This window comes from Stenotrophomonas sp. YJH_SMC_40, from assembly GCF_059368615.1.
In genome coordinates, this window is the sequence record NZ_JCAFRX010000001.1 from 487,070 (window position 1) to 504,187 (window position 17,118).

The window sequence follows — 17,118 nt, forward strand, 5'->3', positions numbered from 1 at the left end:
TGCATCCATGAATACCCATCAGAACAAGATCGCGCTGGTCACCGGCGCCACCCGTGGCATCGGCCTGGAAACCGTGCGCCAGCTGGCCCAGGCGGGCGTGCACACGCTGCTGGCCGGTCGCAAGCGTGAGACCGCCGTTGAGCTGGCGCTGAAGCTGCAGGCTGAAGGCCTGCCGGTCGAAGCCCTGCAACTGGACGTGACCGACGCGGCCAGCATCGCCGAAGCGGTCGAGCAGGTACGCCAGCGCCATGGCCGCCTCGACATCCTGGTCAACAATGCCGGCATCATGATCGAGAATCCCGCGCAGGCGCCGTCGGAGCAATCGCTCGAGACCTGGAAGCGCACCTTCGACACCAACGTGTATGCGCTGGTGGCGGTCACCCAGGCATTCCTGCCGCTGGTCAAGCAGGCCAAGTCCGGCCGCATCGTCAATGTGTCCAGCATGCTCGGATCGCAGACCCTGCACGCGGATCCCTCCTCGGGCATCTATGACTTCAAGATTCCGGCGTACAACGCCTCCAAGGCCGCGGTGAACAGCTGGACCCTGAGCCTGGCCTACGAACTGCGCAACACGCCGATCAAGGTCAATACCGTGCATCCGGGCTACGTCAAGACCGACATGAACGGTGGCAACGGCGAGATCGAAATCAGCGAAGGTGCACGCTCCAGCGTGGAAATGGCACTCATCGGTGAATCCGGTGCCAGCGGCAGCTTCACCTACCTGGGTGAGGTGCTGCCATGGTGATCCGCACGTTGGCGATGGCCGTCTCCAGCCTGGTGCTGGCGGGCTGTGTCAGCGTCGGCCCGAACTACAAGGCGCCGGTGCAGGAACCGGTGGTGCTGCAGGGGGCGCAGCAGCCGGTGTTCAGCACTACCTCGCCGGTGGCCAGCTGGTGGGCGCAGTTCGATGATCCGGTGCTGGAAGAACTGGTGCACGGCGCACTGTCGGACAACCTGGACCTGCGCGTGGCCGTGGCCCGCGTCAGCCAGGCCCGCGCGGTGTTCGTCGAAAGCCGCTTCGACCAGGCCCCGCACATCACCGCGGGCGGCAGCTACGACCGCCGCAAGCAACCCGATCCGCAGCTGGGTGGGCAGCGGGTGTTCAGTGAAAGCTACCAGCTCGGCTTCGATGCCGGCTGGGAGCTGGATCTGTTCGGCCGCAAGCGCCGTGCAGCAGAAGCCGCGCGCGCCGACCTGGACGCCGAGCAGGCCAACCTGGCCGATGCGCAGGTACTGGTCGCCGCCGAAGTGGCACGCAACTACTTCGAGCTGCGCGGTACGCAGAAGCGCATCGCGGTGGCCCAGCACACCCTGGTCAACCTGCGCGATACGCAGAAGCTGACCGAGGCGCGCTGGGAGCTGGGCGCCGGCAGCGAGCTGGACGTGCAGAGCAGTCGCGCCCGGCTGAAGGCGATCGAGGCCGATATTCCGCTGCTGGAAGTGGCCGAAACGCAGTCGCGCAATCGCCTGGCGGTTCTGCTGGGCCAGCGTCCGGAAACGCTGACCGCCATGCTTGCGCCGCACGACGTGCCGGCATTTGCCAAGGCGCTGCCGCTGGGCGATACCCGCGAGCTGCTGCGCCAACGCGCCGACGTGCGCGTGGCCGAGCGTCGCCTGGCCGCTGCCACCGCGCGGGTGGGCGTGGCCACTGCGGACCTGTTCCCGCGGCTGTCACTGTCCGGTTTCGTCGGCTTCCTTGGCGGCGACGCCAGTGGCCTGGTCAATGGCAACAACAAGGCCTGGTCGCTGACGCCGTCGCTGAGCTGGGCCGCGTTCGACTTCGGCACCGTGCGTGCACGCCTGCGTGCCAGCAAGGCTGAAGCCGAGGGCGTGGCGGCGCAGTATGAGCAGGCCGTGCTGCTGGCGCTGGAAGACACCGAGAACGCGCTGACCCGCTATTCCAAGCAGCAGGCGCGGCTGGCGATCGTGGTCGAGCAGGCGCAGGCGGCACGCCGGGCTGAGTCGCTGGCGCAGATCCGCTACCGCGAGGGCTCGGAAGACTTCCTGACCCTGCTGGATGCGCAGCGCACGCAGCTGGCGGCCGACGATGCGTTGGCGGCGGCTGAGTCCGAGGTCAATGTCAGCGTGGTGGGCGTGTACAAGGCGCTGGGTGGCTGGGGGCAATCACCGCAGCCGCCGAGCGTGGCGAAGGTGCAGTAACCGCAGGGGACGGAAGCAGTGGCTTCCGTCCCTTTCTTCTGTCAGGGCCAGTGATTGGCCGGTGTGTCGCGCTCGCGCATGCGCACGATGCAGAAGCGATGGCCGGTGGGTGCTTCCATCACCCACCAGCGTTTGACGAAGCCGATCCGGCGCGCGCCGAGTTTTTCCAGTCGATCTGCCTCGGCATCGATGTCGTCGCTCTCGATGTCCAGGTGCACCCGTGAGGGGTGAGCGACACGTTGCACTTCCACGTTCAGGCCCGCGGGTGCGCCCTGCAGGTCGGCGTACTCGGCGCCATCTTCGCCATACGATGGCTGCGCCTGCAGGCCGAGGGCGGCCGCCCAGAAGCGTGCGCCTTCGTCAGCGGGCGTGTCCTGGCAGTCGATGATGAATCCGGCCAGACGGCTCTGGTGCGCCATGACGTCCTCCGCAGATCGGGAATGGAGGGAGGGTAGCGCGTCGCTTGCTGTGGACGTTGTCACAGTCATGACGTTTCTGACTCTGCCAGAACCGGGGCCTGCGGTGTAACTAGTGGGGCAGATTCCGGGAGGGATGGCGATGAGCGACGACAAACGTGATACCCAGCGCATGCTGTTTGGTGATCCGGGACCGCCTGGCGCAGGGCTGTCGGTAGCGGTCGTAGTGCTGATGGTGTTGGCTACCATGGCGGCTGCGATCGGCTTCATGCGCCTGCCGGACCAGATGCTGGGGCTGGGCCTGATCGGCATCTCCGTGTTTCTGGCGGTCGGTGCCCGCATCTGCCAGGCACGCAACCAGCATCAGGCGCTGTACCGGCTGATGTCGCGACAGCCGCGGCATTGAGATTGCACCGCATTGAGATCCTGAACGAAGCAATGGCCACACTTCCAGAATTACACTTGGCCTGCAGGTGGGAATAGACGCGACATCACGCGGTAGCCATCGGAACTATTCAGTAACGTTCTAATGATCTCTTCTCCATCAACATGAAATGATTCATGGGACTTGATGTAGCAGAAAAATTCTTCAGCAAGAACGGAGCCGGCTGAATTGAATGCTCCATGCAGCTCCGGCCTTGAACGGTCAAGGAACAGCACCGAAGCAACAGCAGTTCCCAGGGCCCGCATCGCGAGAGAAGGACCGCTATGGTCCCAGAGCCAGCGACCCTTTGCCGGACAGAAGTCCTCGTTGTCATCGTGAATCATGTAGTTCCAGTCGGGGCTCTCGTACATCCAGTCTGGTGGCGTAAGGAGCCTGCCGTTGTAGAGAACTTCATGGGTTCTCGCTGAGCCGGTAAATCTCACTCCGTGGTGCTGAAGCCAGCAAAGTGCACGTTTGCTCAGTGCGTGATACTCGAGACGCTGCTGTACCCCCTGTGTAATCTGGGCTTGCGTGGATCCATCGGTTGCCGCGAGCAGAAATTCACCCAATGGAATGCTTTCCGAATGCAGTTCGGTGAGATCCAGGTATGCTCGTCCTTGTAGAACAGGAGGGAGTGCTGTGCGGGCTTCAGCATCGAGGATGACTGGGACGATTCGCACGTCGGACTGATCCACGTGCTTCTCCAGCATAGCCAGTTCGCGATTCAATCCTGAGCCGGGTCTCGACATGGCCGAGAGAAAGTCGCTGTCACAAAGGCAGAAAACGATCAGTGGGCGTTCCGCAAACGCGCGTTCAATCAGCTTGTCGATGTTTTGACCAAAACCGACGCTGTCCCTGTCCCAAAAGACTCGATACTTCCAATCCAAGTTGCGGACAATGTCGCTACGGATCCATTCCTTTGCATGAAATTGCCCGCCCCAAGCGTAAGAAATGAAGACAGATGCATCTTCGCGCCAAGGTGTGTCCATTCAGTCAGTATGATTGTTTTGGATTCGACCGGATTCTACTCAGGCCAGTCCAGCTCGACCACCAGCGGGAAATGATCCGACGGCAGCACGCCGTCGATGCGACGGTCATCGGTCAGGAAGCTGCGTGCATGGAAGCCACGCACCAGCACCCAGTCCAGCTGCACGGTGGCCTTGCCGGTGAAATCGTGGAAGGTCAGGCGTGGCCCCTGCGGAACCTTCACCTGAGTACGGGTGTCCTGCAGCAGGCGGGTGAATGCCTTGTAGGTGTCACCACCGGGCTCGCTGTTGAAGTCACCCGTCAGGACCACCGGCAGATCGGCCGGCAGGGCTTGCACGCGCTTGCCGATCAGCTCGGCACCCTTCACCCGGCGCGGTTCATCCTCGTCGCGGTAGGGCAGGTGGGTATTCATGAAATAGAAACGACGGCCATCGTCCAGGCGGCGGAACAGGGCCCAGGTGACCATGCGCGGGTACAGGTTGCCCCAGGTGATGCTGCCGGGTACGTCGGGCGTATCGGACAACCAGAAGTTGCCGGACTCCTCGATGGCCAGCACCTTGCTGTCGTAGAACACGCCCATGTGTTCGTCACCGCTGCCACCACGGCGGCCTTCGCCGAACCAGCGGTAGCCGGGCAGGTGTCCGGACAGGTAGTCGGCCTGCTCCTTCACCAGTTCCTGGGTGCCAATCACAGCCGGGTGCGCATCGAGGATGACCTTGACCATGGCATCGCGGCGGTCGGGCCAGCGCTTGCCCGGTTCGGTATCGGCCGGGGTGCGTACGTTGAACGACATCACTTTGAGTGGCGCCGGTGCAGCAGCCCAGGCGACGGCAGGCAGCGCAAGCGCCAGCAGCGCACACAGCGCGGGGCGACGGAAACGCGACAACATCGTGGAATCCCTCCATTCCATGAAAACGGTTTCATGGAGCATGCCATGGAAGGTGGGGGCAGCGGTATGCCGGGATGGGCGGATGCAGGTGCCGGGCGGGCGGTGAAAGCGCCGCCCGGCGGATCGCGCGGGCGCGATCAGGAGGTCATGGGTGCTCAGTCGGCAGGCAGGTACCACTGGCCATTCTGGTCAATCCAGTACACCCGGATGTAGGGAGTGCCGTCCTCGTCGAAGTACGTCACTTCGCAACGTTGATGGTAATAGGGCCCCATCTTGACCCGGACGCAGTTCGTGTTCTCCGGACCACCGCCACCACCGCCGGCGGTGGCCTGGGACGGCGTGGAGAGAGCTCCCACGGCAAACATCAGTGCGGCCATCGAGGCCAGGTGCAGTTTCATGGGCATCATCCTTGTGTCTGCAATCGCGCATCTGCGCGGTGTCGTGCAACTACCCCCGATAGCGCATGCGATCAAGCGGCAGCTGCTGCATGCGCGCCGGCCTGGCGGGCGGTCCGGCGCAGTCCCCCCTGGCTCAGTCGCGCAGGTAAGGGTTGCCGTACTCGTCAATCCAGTATTCGGCGGTGTAGACGTTGCCGAATTCATCGGTGTAGGTTTCCGTGCAGTGGTGGTGGACGCGGTTGCGGTCCACATTCACTGGCACACAGGAAACATTCTCTCTCGGGACCCCTGTGTTGGCGTCCGCCACCGGAGCCAGGGTTGCAGTTGCCACCACCAACGCGGCCATCGCGGCCAGTTGCAGTTTCATAAGCATCATCCTTGCTTTCTGCAATCGCGCACATGCGCATGGCGTGTGTAACACGCGAGCCAAACCGCCGGAAGTGCCTCGCCGCGATCAGTCCTCGATCTCGCCGCGTCGATTGGCAGCACGTACCGCCTGCGCGGTGGTTGCCACCCCCAGGCGTTGGCGCGCGTGGCGCAGATGGTTCTCCACCGTGCGCGTGGAAAGCCCAAGCGTGGCCGCGATCTCAGCCTGACGGCGCCCGGCGGCAACCCAGCGCAGCACTTCGCGCTCGCGCGTGCTCAACGCGCTTCCCGAAAGCTCGGCAGGCGATTCGACCAGATGGCGTGCGGCTCGGAATGCTGCGGTTGCAGCAGCCGCCAGCTGCAGGCGCGCGCTGGCCGACGCGTCGATCGACGTACCGGCAACGCTGATCGCGCCCTCCAGGCCGGTGGTGCCGAACACCGGCACCTGCAGACCATGCAGGCCTTCGCCGCGTGGCTGCTTCACTATCTGGTAGCGTTCGCCGCGAACGCCCTGGCGCTTGCTCCAGAAGAACGGCGCGTCGCTGTCCAGCACGTGGCGATTGACCGGGCAGGCGTGGAGGTAGCCCGCAAGGTCGGTATCGCTGCCATCGCCGAACCAGTCGCCCTCGATCCAGTACACGCGTTGTGTACCGCGCTCCAGCCCGGTGCCGGTGGCGAACACCAGCACGCGGTCGTAGCCGAGTGGTGCCGCGATGCCTCGCAGGACCGCACCCACCGCGCTCAGCGAACGGGCGCGTTCCATTTCCAGCAATGCCTGCACCAGCGCGGTCATCCGGTTCAGCGCCCGGCCAGGGCGTCGAGCAGCGTGCGCGCGGCCAGCTTGCCCAGCGCATTACCGGCCAGCGGGCTGTCGCCGGTCAGCAGCAGGCGGTCCTGCAGCACGCTGCCATCGATGCCGTCATTGACGATCTGCACGCCCTGCTGCGCCAGGCGCTCACCGAAGAACCACGGCAGCTGCCCGGGCATGTAGCCGATCTCCGGCGTCTGCCGGTCCATCGCATCGGGGAAGGCACAGATGCGGTAGCCGCGGAACAGCGAACCACCATCGGCCTCGTCCACGCCTGCGGCCAGCAATGCGGCCGGGCCGTGGCAAAGGGTGATGATGTGACGTTGCTCGGCCATCGCCCAGTGCAGGGCTGCCTTTACCGCGCGACTCTGCGGCAGTCCGATCAGGGCGCCATGGCCGCCGGGGATGAACACTGCGGCATAGTCCGAATCCGCAGCAAGCCCGGCGACCACCTCATCCAACGGCAGTGGCTGGCGGAAACGCGACGCGTAACGTTCGTACAGTTCGCCGATCTCCGTGTCCTCACGCGGGAACGCCCACCACTCGAACTTGGCGGCGTTGCCGGACAGCGTGGCCACATCGATGTCGAAGCCGGCCTTGTCCAGGTGGTACATCGGCAGCAGGGTTTCCACCGGATGGTTGCCGGTGGAGAACAGGTGGCCGTTGGCAGTGGGCAGATAGCGTTCGTCCGCAGCGATCATCAGCACCTTCCAGCGGCCATCGCGGCGTGCGTCCGGATAGTCGGCACCTGACAGGTTGCTCTTGGGCGATGTGAACTGCGACAGCGAGTAGGGCGACGGGAAGAAGGCATCGCGCTCGGCCGGGTCGGGGCTGGGCTGGCGGCTGGGCTCTTGCGTGTTCATGCGGACCTCCAGTGGGGTGGTGGGATCCAGCATAGAAGGGCTGATGCGTACGTGCGATGAGGGTTTTCCCTCAGCCGCGCGCAGCTACTTCACCGTGGCCGAATGCTGCTGCATGTCTTCATGCAGGATCCGCCGCAGTTCGACGATGGCCGGCGTGGCTTCCTGCACGCTGTGCCCGGATACGATTACCTTCTCCGAATCCGCGTGCGGCAGGTGCGAGCTCCAGTAGGGCACCAGCCCGTCGTCGGTTTTTTCCAGCGGCCCATCGGCCTTGGCGCGCGCGATGATCGAGTGGTAGTGCACCTTCGGCGACATCGGCAGGTCGGCCACCGCGCGGACGAAGGGATCGTCCTTGTCCAGATTCTGGATGCTGTTCATCTGGTAACCGTGCTTGCCGTCATTGCGGTCGATCTGACCATCGTTGGCAATGGTGGCCACGTCTTCCAGCACGGTCAGCGGCAATCGCACCAGGCGACCGATCCAGCGGCCCAGGCGGGTGCCCGCCACGTCGGTGCCGCGGTGTGGCGTGGCGATGAATACCACGCGCGATACTTCCGGTTCCGGCAGGAAAGACAGCACCGGTGCGCCCTTGGTACGCAGCAGTTCACGCTGTGCCGGCGTCATCTGCGCAGTCTCCAGCAGGGTGTCGACCAGATGATCGCCGGAAGAGGAGATCATCAGCCGCGCGATCACGCCACCCATGCTGTGCCCGACCAGCACCATGTCATGCGAAGCCTGCGCCTTGCCGCTGGGGTCGAAATGCTTGAGCACTTCGGACAGTGTATGACGCATCGCATCGTGGCTCATCGCGATGGGCATGTTGGTCGGGTAGTAGAACTGCCAGACCTGGAAGTCCTGGCGGATCTCGTCGTCGCGCATCAGTTCGTTGGCGACGTTCACCCATGCTTCCGGGCTGCTGGCCAGGCCATGGATCATCAGCAGCACGCGACGGTTCGGATCGTAGGGCTGCATCATGTACAGGTGCGGCGTGTCGATGCCGCCCTTGCCACCGAACAGCGAGCGCAGCGACTGGTGGCTGAAGTTGGAACGGGCCAGCCACAACGCATAGCCGGCGGTGAAGTTCGCGGCCAGCGGAACCTGTTGGCCATGCAGGGTGACTTCCGTGACCTGGTAGGGATCGTGGATCTCCAGCTCCGGCTCGTCGTCGTGCAGCACTTCCCACAGGTTCTTTCCCGAGAAGCGCAGCAGCACCGTCATTGAAGGGGAGGGCATCTCGCTCCAGCTCTGCGCGGCCGAGGTGCTTGCCTGCGCGGCGGGCGTCGCTGCCGAAGGCGGGGTGGCCGTGCTGCCAGCCGGATCGTTCATCACCGCCACCAGCTCGGCACCGAAGCCATCGCGGCGATGCACGCTGCGCAGCGTGCCAGTGAACGACAGCGAGGCCGCCGGTACCAGTTCGGTAGGGGTACGCGTATCCAGCGGTGATGCTTCGCCTGAAGGGGCCAGCACGAAGGTCCAGCGGCCCAGCTGGAAGTGGCTGGCCTGGCCGTGCACGCGGCCCGTGGCATAGGCGTCGTACAGCTGTACCGAGGCTTCCTGCACGGCCAGGTTGTAGTAGTCGCGCACCTGGGTCTGGCGATCTTCGAAGCCGCGCTGGTTGGCGGTGCGCTCGGTGAAGAAAAGATAGGCATAGGCCTGGCGCGCGACCTGCATCCACGCATCCAGGCGCGGTTGGAAATCGGCATCCAGTTCGGTGATCGCGCTCTTGGCGCGGCCGGATGCCGAGTACTCACGCTTCGGCGCCGGCAGGGTCATCGCATACTGCAGCCACAACTCGGCCAGGCTGGAGCGCTTGTCCTCCTCGCGCACCACGATGCTGCCTTCCATGGCCTCGATGCAGGGCAGGCCCGGTTTGGCGCAGACGCCTTCGTCGAGGCCGGCCACCCGCAAGGTCTCCGTGGTCGCCGCGCTGAGCTTGCCGGAAGTGAGGATGTCACCGCGCTTGAGCGCGATGTACTGGCCGGGCGTGACCGAGGCCACCTGCACCGACGGCCCGAACTGGCGCAACGTGGCGCAGCCGCCCAGGGTGAGCAGCACAGTGATGATGAGGGTCGTGCGGCCGATGAAGCCCAAGCCCGTGGTTGCCATACGATCCTCCTGCGCGGTGGCGCCACTCTAGCGGTCGGCATGTCAAAGCGGAAGATACCGGGCGGTCGGTTTGGGGGGCTAAGGCGCTGCCATCCAAGCGATTCAGCCGGTTCCGTGTGACACTGGGGTGAATGGAGCGATGCAGGGACTGCGATGACGTGGCTTGAGACCCGGATCCCGCCGCCGCTGGTGATGCTGCTGTGCGCGGGGATCGGCTGGCTGGGGAGCCGACTGTGGCCGGAGGCGGTGTTGCCCCTGCCGATGCGGGCGCTGATGTCAGGCGGGGTGATGGCGATCGGTGTGGCGCTGAACCTGCTGCCGAAGCTTGCGTTCCAGCGGGCGCGCACCACGGTCAATCCGCTGCGCCCTTCGGCATCAAGCGCGCTGGTCACGCGCGGCATGTACCGTTACACGCGCAATCCGATGTATCTGGGCCAGGCAACGATCCTCACTGGCGCAATGTTGTACCTGCAGAACACGATCGCGTTGCTGGCTGTGCCGTTGTTCGTGCTCTACATCACCTGGTTGCAGATCATGCCGGAAGAGCGGGCGTTGCTGGCCCGCTTCCCCGACGTGTATCCGATGTTCCGCCAACGAGTGCGGCGTTGGCTGTAGCGGGCATCACCCATTATCGAGAGATCTGGCACTTCACGGCAGCGGAATAGCCTTCGTAGTCATCGCCTGCGATCACGTGCAGGGTGTGGCGCTTGTCAGTGGTCTTCACGTATGAAGGTTCCTGCGTGTTGGCGTGTTCGTTGACCGTGTTCACTGACCACGCTTTGGCCAGATGCGTGGCGTCAACGCCGTTCAAGTAGACGAAGAGGCTCTTCTCGCCCTCGGCCACGTTCACATCGGCACTGGTGACGGTGCCGCCGAACAGGGCGACCGGCTTGTCTTCCGGCTCGAAGGTGCCACCCGGTTTCCTGGCCAGGCCAGCGGCCTGCAGTGCATCGATGGCGTCGGCCTCGCTGAAGTCCGAGCCGGCCTTGCAGGCCAGCAGGGCTTCCAGCGTGGCGGTGCCGGGGGGCGCGATGGCCGGTGCCGCGGCGTGCGTGGCTGGGGTTGCGGCGAGGGTGACGAGGAACAGGGTGAGAGCGACGGGAGCTTTCATGGCAGATCCTTTAATGTGTCGCGGGATAGCCGGTGGCGGGGCGAACAGATCCCGGCCACCGGCCACATTCGGCGTGATGGGTCAGTCGAACCAGACCAGCGGCATGTCGGCATTGAGCGACATGTGGCGGAAATCTCCTAGCACCTGGGCCACGGCCTGCACGGTGTGGCAGCCCGTTCCCAGCGCGGACGATCCCGCGCTCAGGTAGCTGGCGGAGATGGTACGGGTGCTGACCGAGTCCGGTCTGGAGCCCAACTGCTGGGTGCCGAGGCTGCCCACCTGCTGGCCATCGATCTTCAGGAACAGGAACACGCTTCCGCCACCGTCGTTCGGGTCACCCTGCACGCGGGACTTTGTCGAGAAAAGCACCACGCCGTTGTGCCCCTGCGGAATGCAGACCTGGCCCTCGCCAATGACCACCTGCGAGCCCGCTGACGGACAGCCCGGCGCGAAGCCATTGGTCCCGACGCAGACATAGGCGAAGCGGCGGTAGGGGCCTGCGGCGGCGTAGTTGAATCCAGGATTCAACCCCTTTCCGACCACGCCAAAGCCGTTGGACAGCGTCACCAGTCGGGAGTTGGCGCCGAACTTGTACTTTACGTTGTTGGTGTTGGCGTCCTGCGGCTGGTAGTACGGCGATTCGGACGCGACGAAGCTGACAGTGCTGTAAGCCGGCGGATTGACGAACAGGCCTTGCGAATAGAAGGGAGCCTGCGTTTCTGCGCCACTGAAGATGTCATTGATCGACCAGGTCATCGATTCGATGCCGGGCTCCTGCTCGTTCAGGAAAATTCCCATCATGCCATCGCCGTAGTTGCCCCATGCGAACGCGCGGCCGGAAGCCATGGCCACGATGGGGCCACCGGGATTGCCGGCCTGGGCAGTCATCAGCAGCTTGCGGTCCTTGGCCTGCAACGCCATTCCTTCAGGACTGCCGACGGTATTGAAGTCCAGCTGCGCGGTGTCACTCGGAAGGCTGCTGTTGGTTACCGAGCCTGCAGATGTGATGAGCACGGAAAGGTTGCTGGCGGAGCCGAAATTGACGGCCGAACCGATGGCCTGTCCGGCCAGGTTGACCGTATGGTGTCCGGCGGGCAGGTACTTGGCACCGATGACATTGAAGGAGTGCTGTTGGGCCGATGTCGACTGCCGCCAGTCGATGTAGCTGTCGTTGGAGACCACCTCACCGTTGATGGTGATGTAGGCGTTGGCGGCAGAGCGGCCGCCAGGGAAGTACCGTCCATCCGACTGCACGTATACCCATCCAGGGGCGTTCAGATCGATGGTGCTCGAAAGCAGGGTTGCCGTGCCGGGTTGTACGCGCTGGTCAGCGGCCAGCTGCAGATAGCGGGAGCCTGGCGTGGCAGCGGAAGCCTGCCCCAGTGCCAACGCCACGGCCAAGCCCACAAACAGTGTGATGCGCTTCATCTGATGTCCTTTCAGGTTTCGGGTCACGTCGTGTGACGCAGGGACTCTACTGGATCCGGATCTCAGCTTCTGTGACTGGCTCCCGATGCGGGTGGCATCGGGGAATGTCGGGACAGCAGAGGAAGCGCCATCCTCGGAAAACAAAAAAGCCGGAACTCCATTGACGGGAGATCCGGCTTCTTGCGGCCTCGACAGGCCATACAGATGGTGGAGGTGGGCGGAATTGAACCGCCGTCCGAAGGCACTCCATCCCCAGCACTACATGCTTAGCTCACCGTTGGATCTCGTCCCCGAACAGCACGGCGTGCAAAGCGCATCCGGGAACCAGCCTGTTGTGTTCTAGTGCCGGACTGACAGGCAGCCACCCAGCGCGATTCCATGATAGTGACTCTACACCGCGAGCATGGACACAAGCGGTTTCGAGGCTTAGGCCTTAAGCGGCCAGAGCGTAGTTGTCGTCGTTGGCAACTAGAGTTTTGCAGCTGGATTTACGAGGAAAGCTACCCCCTCGGCATGCGCCAGGCGACTTCACAACCCCCGTCGAAACCAATGCACCCCCGGTTTCTTCAAGTATTGCAAGGCTTTTGGGGTCAATGCTGGCAAAAAGCTGGCACTAACCCTGCCCAACGAGCCGAATAGTACGGCAATCTTCCTGAACAGTCACGCGCAAGCCTCACTTACTCGGCTGCACGGCGCTGAGCTAAGGATGGCTGTTCAGGTAGTCAACCACCTCGTCGCTCAGGTATTGACCCCGGTAGTACCGATGTGGGGCGTTGAGCGCGACGAGCTCCGCCAGATGTCGTCGGGTGGAGACACGGTTGACGATGAACTGATGTTCGATCAGCAAGACTCTGTCGTGGGGCTCTGCCGATGCGTCTATTACCCGGCCTGGGGGTGGCTCAGGCAAAGGGGTGTCGCAGGGGGCCTTATCGCTGTTGATCTCGATCAATCGACCACGGTGAGCAGCAGTTGCGTCCGTACTTAGGATGTACTCGCCTCCCTCCATGAAACCCATGAACCGGAACGTACCCAAGGGCCCCACGTGCTGGACCATAGGGATGTGGCCTTCCTCGTGAAGGCGGCCACGAACCAAGCCGCCGCTGCGAGCGTCGACAATCCAACCCGCCAATAGAAGAGATGTGAACTCTTCTGGGGAGCGAATGAAGAGCATGTCCTCCTCATCGGGGTAGTTCTTCTGTGGGGCCGCACCATTTCCTGGATCAATTGAGTCGCCGTCCATTCCAATGCTCCGGTCATTCAGATTGCTAAGAATAGCCCGCTTGACGAGAGATGACGGTATCCAAGCGGCCGTCGCCTTCGCGCCGGCATCGGTGACCATCGAAGGGATCCACCGGCCGTACTTCCTGGCGGTGATCGTCCAGTCTCGGAGCCCCATCTGCCTCGAGACCCGCATGACGTTCTCGCCGGCGCTGAGCGCCTGGGGGGCGAAGGTGTGGCGCATCTAATGCAGATGCCGAAGCGATCGATCAGTGCGCTTCCTGGAGCGTCATCGAGGCGCTAGCGCGAACGCAGTTGGCATCAAATTCCAAATTTGTGATGAGTGTCACAGGTTAATTAAAAGTGAATACGTCATTTCGTTCAGGCATGCGGGCTCGAAGGGAAATTTTGTTCATAAATATACCTTTGAAAAATAAAGAATTTTTTTCCTTATCAACAGATTTCAGCCTTTCTGAATGTTTTCCACAGAGTTGTCCGTTGAAGCGATTGTGCACTTGTGCTAGCGGTCTCCGGGAGACTAAGATTTCCCCAGATCCAGAGGCTGTGGTGGCCGAACTGATCTGGCGGCCGGTCAAAGTGATCGGCCCTTTTTTGTCTCAAAGACTAAGGATAGTGAGACGAGGTTACGCATATGAAGAGAGACAATTTCCCCGTGCTACGTCATCGAAAGTCTGAGGACGGCCGACATGCAGTCGACGCCTCGCTACGCGTGCTCATCCTCCCGTCTGAGGACGGTGGGTACGTTGCTCAGGGCTTGGAGATCGACTACTTGAGCACAGGTCGCACTGTTGACGAAGTTCGTCAGAACTTCGCCGATGGCCTTCTTCGAACCATCGAAGCCTACTTGAGGCGTAATAGGCCGCTGACGGCTCTCTTTGCGAAGGGAAAAACGCCGCCAGAGGCGTGGAACCTTTGGCTTCAAAGCGATAACCACGATGTGCTGACCTGCGGGACTGTTGTTGAGCTCGACATCCCTCAGGACACTGGATTCTTTACATCACTCGCTTTCCGCGAGGCTGAGGTGGCTCACGCTGCATGAGGATTCGTAAAGGGCCATGGGACGGCGCTCAACCCAGAACACATGTGCTAGATGTGTTGAGAACGCACGGGGTTGAGGTGATAGCGCAAGGAAACGACTGGTACGAACTGGTCGATGCTGATGGCGACCCTGAGGTGTTGCTGATCACGAACCCGGTGTTTCCAGACATGGTGGTAAAGATCTGGGAGCGCTACGGTTCAATTCACCAGTTTGATATCACGGATCTAGTGCGAAGGCATTGAGGAAGCCCCGCTTTCAGCGGGGCACACTGCGTCGTTTGCTTAACGTTTGACTATGCGGGCTGCTTGATGCCCGTATGCATATGCTCTGGCTTCCAGACAGCCGCGGCCTTCGCGCCGGCATCGGGGACCATCGACGGGATCCAACGGCCGTACTTTTTCGCTGTGATTGTCCAGTCCCGATGCCCCATCTGCCGGGCCACCCACATGACGTTCTCGCCAGCGCTGAGCGCTTGCGAGGCGAAGGTGTGGCGCATCTGATACGGGTACCGGTACCTCACTCCGGCCTTGCGCAGCGCGCGCTGCCATTCGCCGGCGCGGATGCTCTGGTCCGACCCCCACCGGGCGTTCGTCCTGGGATCGTGGAAGACGAACTCGCCGGCGGTGGCGGTGTGGGCGCGCTGAGCCTTCAGGGCATCGATCGCCGGTTGCAGCAGCTGCACCTCACGCACGCCGGACTCGGTCTTCGGGGCCTTCATCTTGCCCATTACCCAGGCGCGCCGGATCTTGACCGTTCCCTTTCGCCAGTCGATGTCCGACCAGCAGAGGCCGATCATTTCTGAGGTGCGCAGGCCCGTGGCGAAGTTGAACTGGCAGTAGTTGCGGACCTGGTCCTCGCGGCAGGCGGCCAGGATTGCCTGGACTTCCTCCGGCGTGAACGGGTCGACCTCTTCGCGCGCATTGGCCTTGGCGCGCCGCTTCACCCTGAATCCATCGAGGGGATTGCTGGGGATCAAATCGTCGGCGACGGCCTCGTCGAGGGCGCCGCGAAGCGGCCCCAGGACGTTGTTGATGCGCTTGGCCGACGTCGACTCGTCGAACGTGGCCACCAACTCCTTCAGGGCGATCCGGTCGAAATCACGCAGGGCGATCGCTCCGCAACGCGGCACCAGGATGTTCTCGACGATGCGCCGGTAGCCGATCAGGCTGCTGTGCTCGAGCTCGGGCTCTTTCTGCGCCAGCCACCGGGTCAGCACCTGCTCCAGGTTGTCCAGGGCTGCAGGGCGGATGGCCACCTGACGGGCACGCTTGCTGTTGGGAAAGTGGGTGGCGTAATCGAACGTGCCTTTCTCGATCTCAATCTTGATCTGGCCCAGCAGGTTTTCGCAGTACCGCAGATTCCGTGCGGTCGGGGGCAGCTTCAGCCGTTCGCGACAGCGCTTGCCGCGGTAGTGAAAGGTTATCTCGATGCTGCCTTGTGTAACTGGCCGGACGCCACTCTGCCTTGGACTACCCACTCTTCGTATCCCTCCAAATCAATCAGGTTTCTTCCATCTGGCGCCTTGATGAACACGGCGCCCTCCAGCCAATCGCCGCGCTTGATCTTCGAGTTGATGGCATGGACCGTGTAGCCGGTCAGCGCTTCGAACTGCTTGAGCGTCACGAATCGGACCAAGCGCAGGTTCGCGGGGGAGTTAACCCTCGGCAATCCTCGTGAGCTGAGGGGGCTAAATGGCATGCAGCAAGGCTCCGGCATCAGTCCGTGTGTCAGAATGAACCATGAACTTTGAGGGGGGAATTGAATGAGCTGGATGGATGGGTTTAGTCAGTGCAGTAGGCTTGGTGTCGATCGCTGTGTGGTTTGGTGGGATGCTTGGGCCGCGACCGGTTCCCTTCTTGCAGCGGTAGTTGCTGCGATCTCTGCATACGCGGTATGGAGGCTTGGAACAAGGGCAAACGCACTTGCGGAGGTGACGCAAAGAGCGGTTGACGAGGATCGCAAGCAAGAGGCGAACTTCCTCAGGAATTACATCTTTCCTGAGTTCGCCGTAGTACATACGGCTTTGGATACTTGGCTCACAAGCTGGCCAACGCCGGAAATCCGGATCGTTTTCTTCTCTGAACACGAGGCGATTCGTAAGGAGGCAAGAGATGCTGCGTTCGGGGAGCTCTCCAGTGTAGATCTGACGCAAACCAAGTCGGTGATCAGCAGGCTGCATGTTTTTTCGGGGGAGGAGGCCAAAGCAGTGGCTAATGCTCTGGCGCGTAGCGGCATCGTAATTGACCTGATTCGACGGATGCACAGTGATGCAGAGATCCTGGAGGACTACGAAAGTAAGTTTGACGGGCTTACCAAGACGTTGACCGAATACCGGGACCACATTGGGAGATTCATCGTGTTGGCTGCCGCAGCTCGTTTGGAACAGGATCAAGCTTCCGTCGACCACTCGGAAAGCGCAGGAAATCCAAGCGAGGAGACGGAACCAGGCGAGGGTGAAGGTGTTACGACCACATCCGGTATCGCGCCGGCAAAGTAGGAGTCGGTACGCGCCTTCGTCGACCACGATTCGCAACTCGTGAGTGGCTGTATCGGCGAGGAAGCGGGAGAGGACGTCACTGCGGTTCATGAGTATCTCCGGACTGTGCGGAAGAGGACTGGGCGGCCTTCAGGGCTGTTTGCCAGGCAGGGACTGGGCTGCCCTCGGCGTCGAGCAGCTGCAGCAGGCCGGACCGGTGGCCAGCGGCAATGCGGCCGCCGGCGCGCAGAACCAGCAGCACCTGCGACTTCTTTGTGAGCGGGTCTTGGCGAGGCAGATGGCGGACGTTGATGACCTTGCTGTTCACGATCTCCGCGACGGAGGTGAGGTCAGGGCCGGCGGCCATGTCGCAGCTGAAGGTCGGCGCGGGCTTCTTGGTGGTCATCG

Annotated in this window: 20 protein-coding genes and 1 other RNA gene; 6 read left to right on the plus strand and 15 right to left on the minus strand. The window is 62.7% G+C overall.

The window, feature by feature from the left end; all coding sequences use genetic code 11:
- Positions 1-7 precede the first annotated feature (7 nt).
- Both AC5P6X_RS02390 and AC5P6X_RS02395 read left to right on the plus strand, forming a co-directional pair.
- The gene (locus AC5P6X_RS02390; RefSeq protein WP_005409112.1) at positions 8-745 is read left to right on the plus strand and encodes an SDR family oxidoreductase; all 738 of its coding nucleotides are present in this window, start codon (positions 8-10) and stop codon (positions 743-745) included.
- Positions 739-2,160 carry an efflux transporter outer membrane subunit gene (locus tag AC5P6X_RS02395; RefSeq protein ID WP_169448731.1) on the plus strand — a complete coding sequence of 474 codons (1,422 nt, stop codon included), beginning with the start codon at positions 739-741 and terminating at the stop codon, positions 2,158-2,160. Before AC5P6X_RS02390 ends, AC5P6X_RS02395 begins: the two co-directional genes overlap by 7 nt.
- A 41-nt stretch (positions 2,161-2,201) precedes the next feature.
- On the opposite strand, the gene AC5P6X_RS02400 is transcribed toward AC5P6X_RS02395, so the two are convergent.
- Positions 2,202-2,579, minus strand: a complete 378-nt coding sequence (locus AC5P6X_RS02400; protein WP_005409114.1) for a VOC family protein — start codon at positions 2,577-2,579, stop codon at positions 2,202-2,204.
- A gap of 139 nt (positions 2,580-2,718) precedes the next feature.
- Here AC5P6X_RS02400 and AC5P6X_RS02405 point away from each other — a divergent pair, with 139 nt between their 5' ends.
- Complete coding sequence (locus tag AC5P6X_RS02405) at positions 2,719-2,982, plus strand: hypothetical protein (protein WP_049395953.1); 264 nt, start codon at positions 2,719-2,721, stop codon at positions 2,980-2,982.
- A 50-nt stretch (positions 2,983-3,032) separates the two neighbouring features.
- On the opposite strand, the gene AC5P6X_RS02410 is transcribed toward AC5P6X_RS02405, so the two are convergent.
- The 7 genes from AC5P6X_RS02410 to AC5P6X_RS02440 all read right to left on the minus strand — a co-directional run bounded on the left by AC5P6X_RS02410 (position 3,033) and on the right by AC5P6X_RS02440 (position 9,417).
- A complete protein-coding gene (locus tag AC5P6X_RS02410) occupies positions 3,033-3,989 on the minus strand; it encodes a toll/interleukin-1 receptor domain-containing protein (protein WP_088435613.1) in 957 nt (318 codons plus the stop codon).
- Between the two features lie 35 nt (positions 3,990-4,024).
- Entirely contained in the window at positions 4,025-4,876 is an 852-nt protein-coding gene (locus AC5P6X_RS02415) for an endonuclease/exonuclease/phosphatase family protein (RefSeq protein WP_088435612.1), read from the minus strand.
- Between the two features lie 155 nt (positions 4,877-5,031).
- Positions 5,032-5,274 carry a hypothetical protein gene (locus AC5P6X_RS02420; protein WP_005409117.1) on the minus strand — a complete coding sequence of 81 codons (243 nt, stop codon included), beginning with the start codon at positions 5,272-5,274 and terminating at the stop codon, positions 5,032-5,034.
- 133 nt (positions 5,275-5,407) lie between these two features.
- Positions 5,408-5,641 carry a hypothetical protein gene (locus tag AC5P6X_RS02425; protein WP_006433851.1) on the minus strand — a complete coding sequence of 78 codons (234 nt, stop codon included), beginning with the start codon at positions 5,639-5,641 and terminating at the stop codon, positions 5,408-5,410.
- Between the two features lie 87 nt (positions 5,642-5,728).
- Positions 5,729-6,433, minus strand: a complete 705-nt coding sequence (locus tag AC5P6X_RS02430) for a PA1136 family autoinducer-binding transcriptional regulator (RefSeq protein WP_049449221.1) — start codon at positions 6,431-6,433, stop codon at positions 5,729-5,731.
- Positions 6,434-6,438: 5 nt separating this feature from the next.
- The gene (gene hchA, locus AC5P6X_RS02435; protein ID WP_049449252.1) at positions 6,439-7,311 is read right to left on the minus strand and encodes a glyoxalase III HchA; all 873 of its coding nucleotides are present in this window, start codon (positions 7,309-7,311) and stop codon (positions 6,439-6,441) included.
- A gap of 84 nt (positions 7,312-7,395) precedes the next feature.
- Positions 7,396-9,417 carry an esterase/lipase family protein gene (locus tag AC5P6X_RS02440; RefSeq protein ID WP_088435611.1) on the minus strand — a complete coding sequence of 674 codons (2,022 nt, stop codon included), beginning with the start codon at positions 9,415-9,417 and terminating at the stop codon, positions 7,396-7,398.
- A 153-nt stretch (positions 9,418-9,570) separates the two neighbouring features.
- Here AC5P6X_RS02440 and AC5P6X_RS02445 point away from each other — a divergent pair, with 153 nt between their 5' ends.
- Positions 9,571-10,032, plus strand: coding sequence for a methyltransferase family protein (locus AC5P6X_RS02445; protein ID WP_043035469.1), 462 nt, complete (start codon positions 9,571-9,573; stop codon positions 10,030-10,032).
- Positions 10,033-10,045: 13 nt separating this feature from the next.
- Here AC5P6X_RS02445 and AC5P6X_RS02450 read toward each other — a convergent pair whose 3' ends face one another.
- From AC5P6X_RS02450 to AC5P6X_RS02465, 4 genes are all read right to left on the minus strand, one after another.
- Positions 10,046-10,528 carry a hypothetical protein gene (locus AC5P6X_RS02450; RefSeq protein ID WP_043035468.1) on the minus strand — a complete coding sequence of 161 codons (483 nt, stop codon included), beginning with the start codon at positions 10,526-10,528 and terminating at the stop codon, positions 10,046-10,048.
- An 81-nt stretch (positions 10,529-10,609) separates the two neighbouring features.
- Positions 10,610-12,100, minus strand: a complete 1,491-nt coding sequence (locus AC5P6X_RS02455) for a hypothetical protein (RefSeq protein ID WP_133050682.1) — start codon at positions 12,098-12,100, stop codon at positions 10,610-10,612.
- Positions 12,101-12,161: 61 nt separating this feature from the next.
- Positions 12,162-12,515, minus strand: a transfer-messenger RNA (tmRNA) gene (ssrA, locus tag AC5P6X_RS02460).
- A 141-nt stretch (positions 12,516-12,656) separates the two neighbouring features.
- On the minus strand, positions 12,657-13,418 hold the full coding sequence (locus tag AC5P6X_RS02465; RefSeq protein WP_229302634.1) for a hypothetical protein: 762 nt from the start codon (positions 13,416-13,418) through the stop codon (positions 12,657-12,659).
- A 408-nt stretch (positions 13,419-13,826) separates the two neighbouring features.
- On the opposite strand from AC5P6X_RS02465, the gene AC5P6X_RS02470 reads away from it, so the two are divergent.
- A complete protein-coding gene (locus AC5P6X_RS02470; RefSeq protein WP_049397837.1) occupies positions 13,827-14,234 on the plus strand; it encodes a type II toxin-antitoxin system HicB family antitoxin in 408 nt (135 codons plus the stop codon).
- A gap of 292 nt (positions 14,235-14,526) precedes the next feature.
- On the opposite strand, the gene AC5P6X_RS02475 is transcribed toward AC5P6X_RS02470, so the two are convergent.
- Together AC5P6X_RS02475 and AC5P6X_RS02480 are read right to left on the minus strand one after the other, a co-directional pair.
- Positions 14,527-15,711, minus strand: a complete 1,185-nt coding sequence (locus AC5P6X_RS02475; RefSeq protein WP_251103680.1) for an Arm DNA-binding domain-containing protein — start codon at positions 15,709-15,711, stop codon at positions 14,527-14,529.
- Positions 15,654-15,857, minus strand: a complete 204-nt coding sequence (locus AC5P6X_RS02480; protein WP_495215301.1) for an excisionase — start codon at positions 15,855-15,857, stop codon at positions 15,654-15,656. Before AC5P6X_RS02480 ends, AC5P6X_RS02475 begins: the two co-directional genes overlap by 58 nt.
- Positions 15,858-15,996: 139 nt before the next feature.
- Between AC5P6X_RS02480 and AC5P6X_RS02485 the strand changes: the two genes are divergently transcribed.
- Positions 15,997-16,731 carry a hypothetical protein gene (locus AC5P6X_RS02485; protein WP_495215302.1) on the plus strand — a complete coding sequence of 245 codons (735 nt, stop codon included), beginning with the start codon at positions 15,997-15,999 and terminating at the stop codon, positions 16,729-16,731.
- Between the two features lie 76 nt (positions 16,732-16,807).
- On the opposite strand, the gene AC5P6X_RS02490 is transcribed toward AC5P6X_RS02485, so the two are convergent.
- Entirely contained in the window at positions 16,808-17,116 is a 309-nt protein-coding gene (locus AC5P6X_RS02490) for a hypothetical protein (RefSeq protein WP_495215303.1), read from the minus strand.
- Positions 17,117-17,118 lie beyond the last annotated feature (2 nt).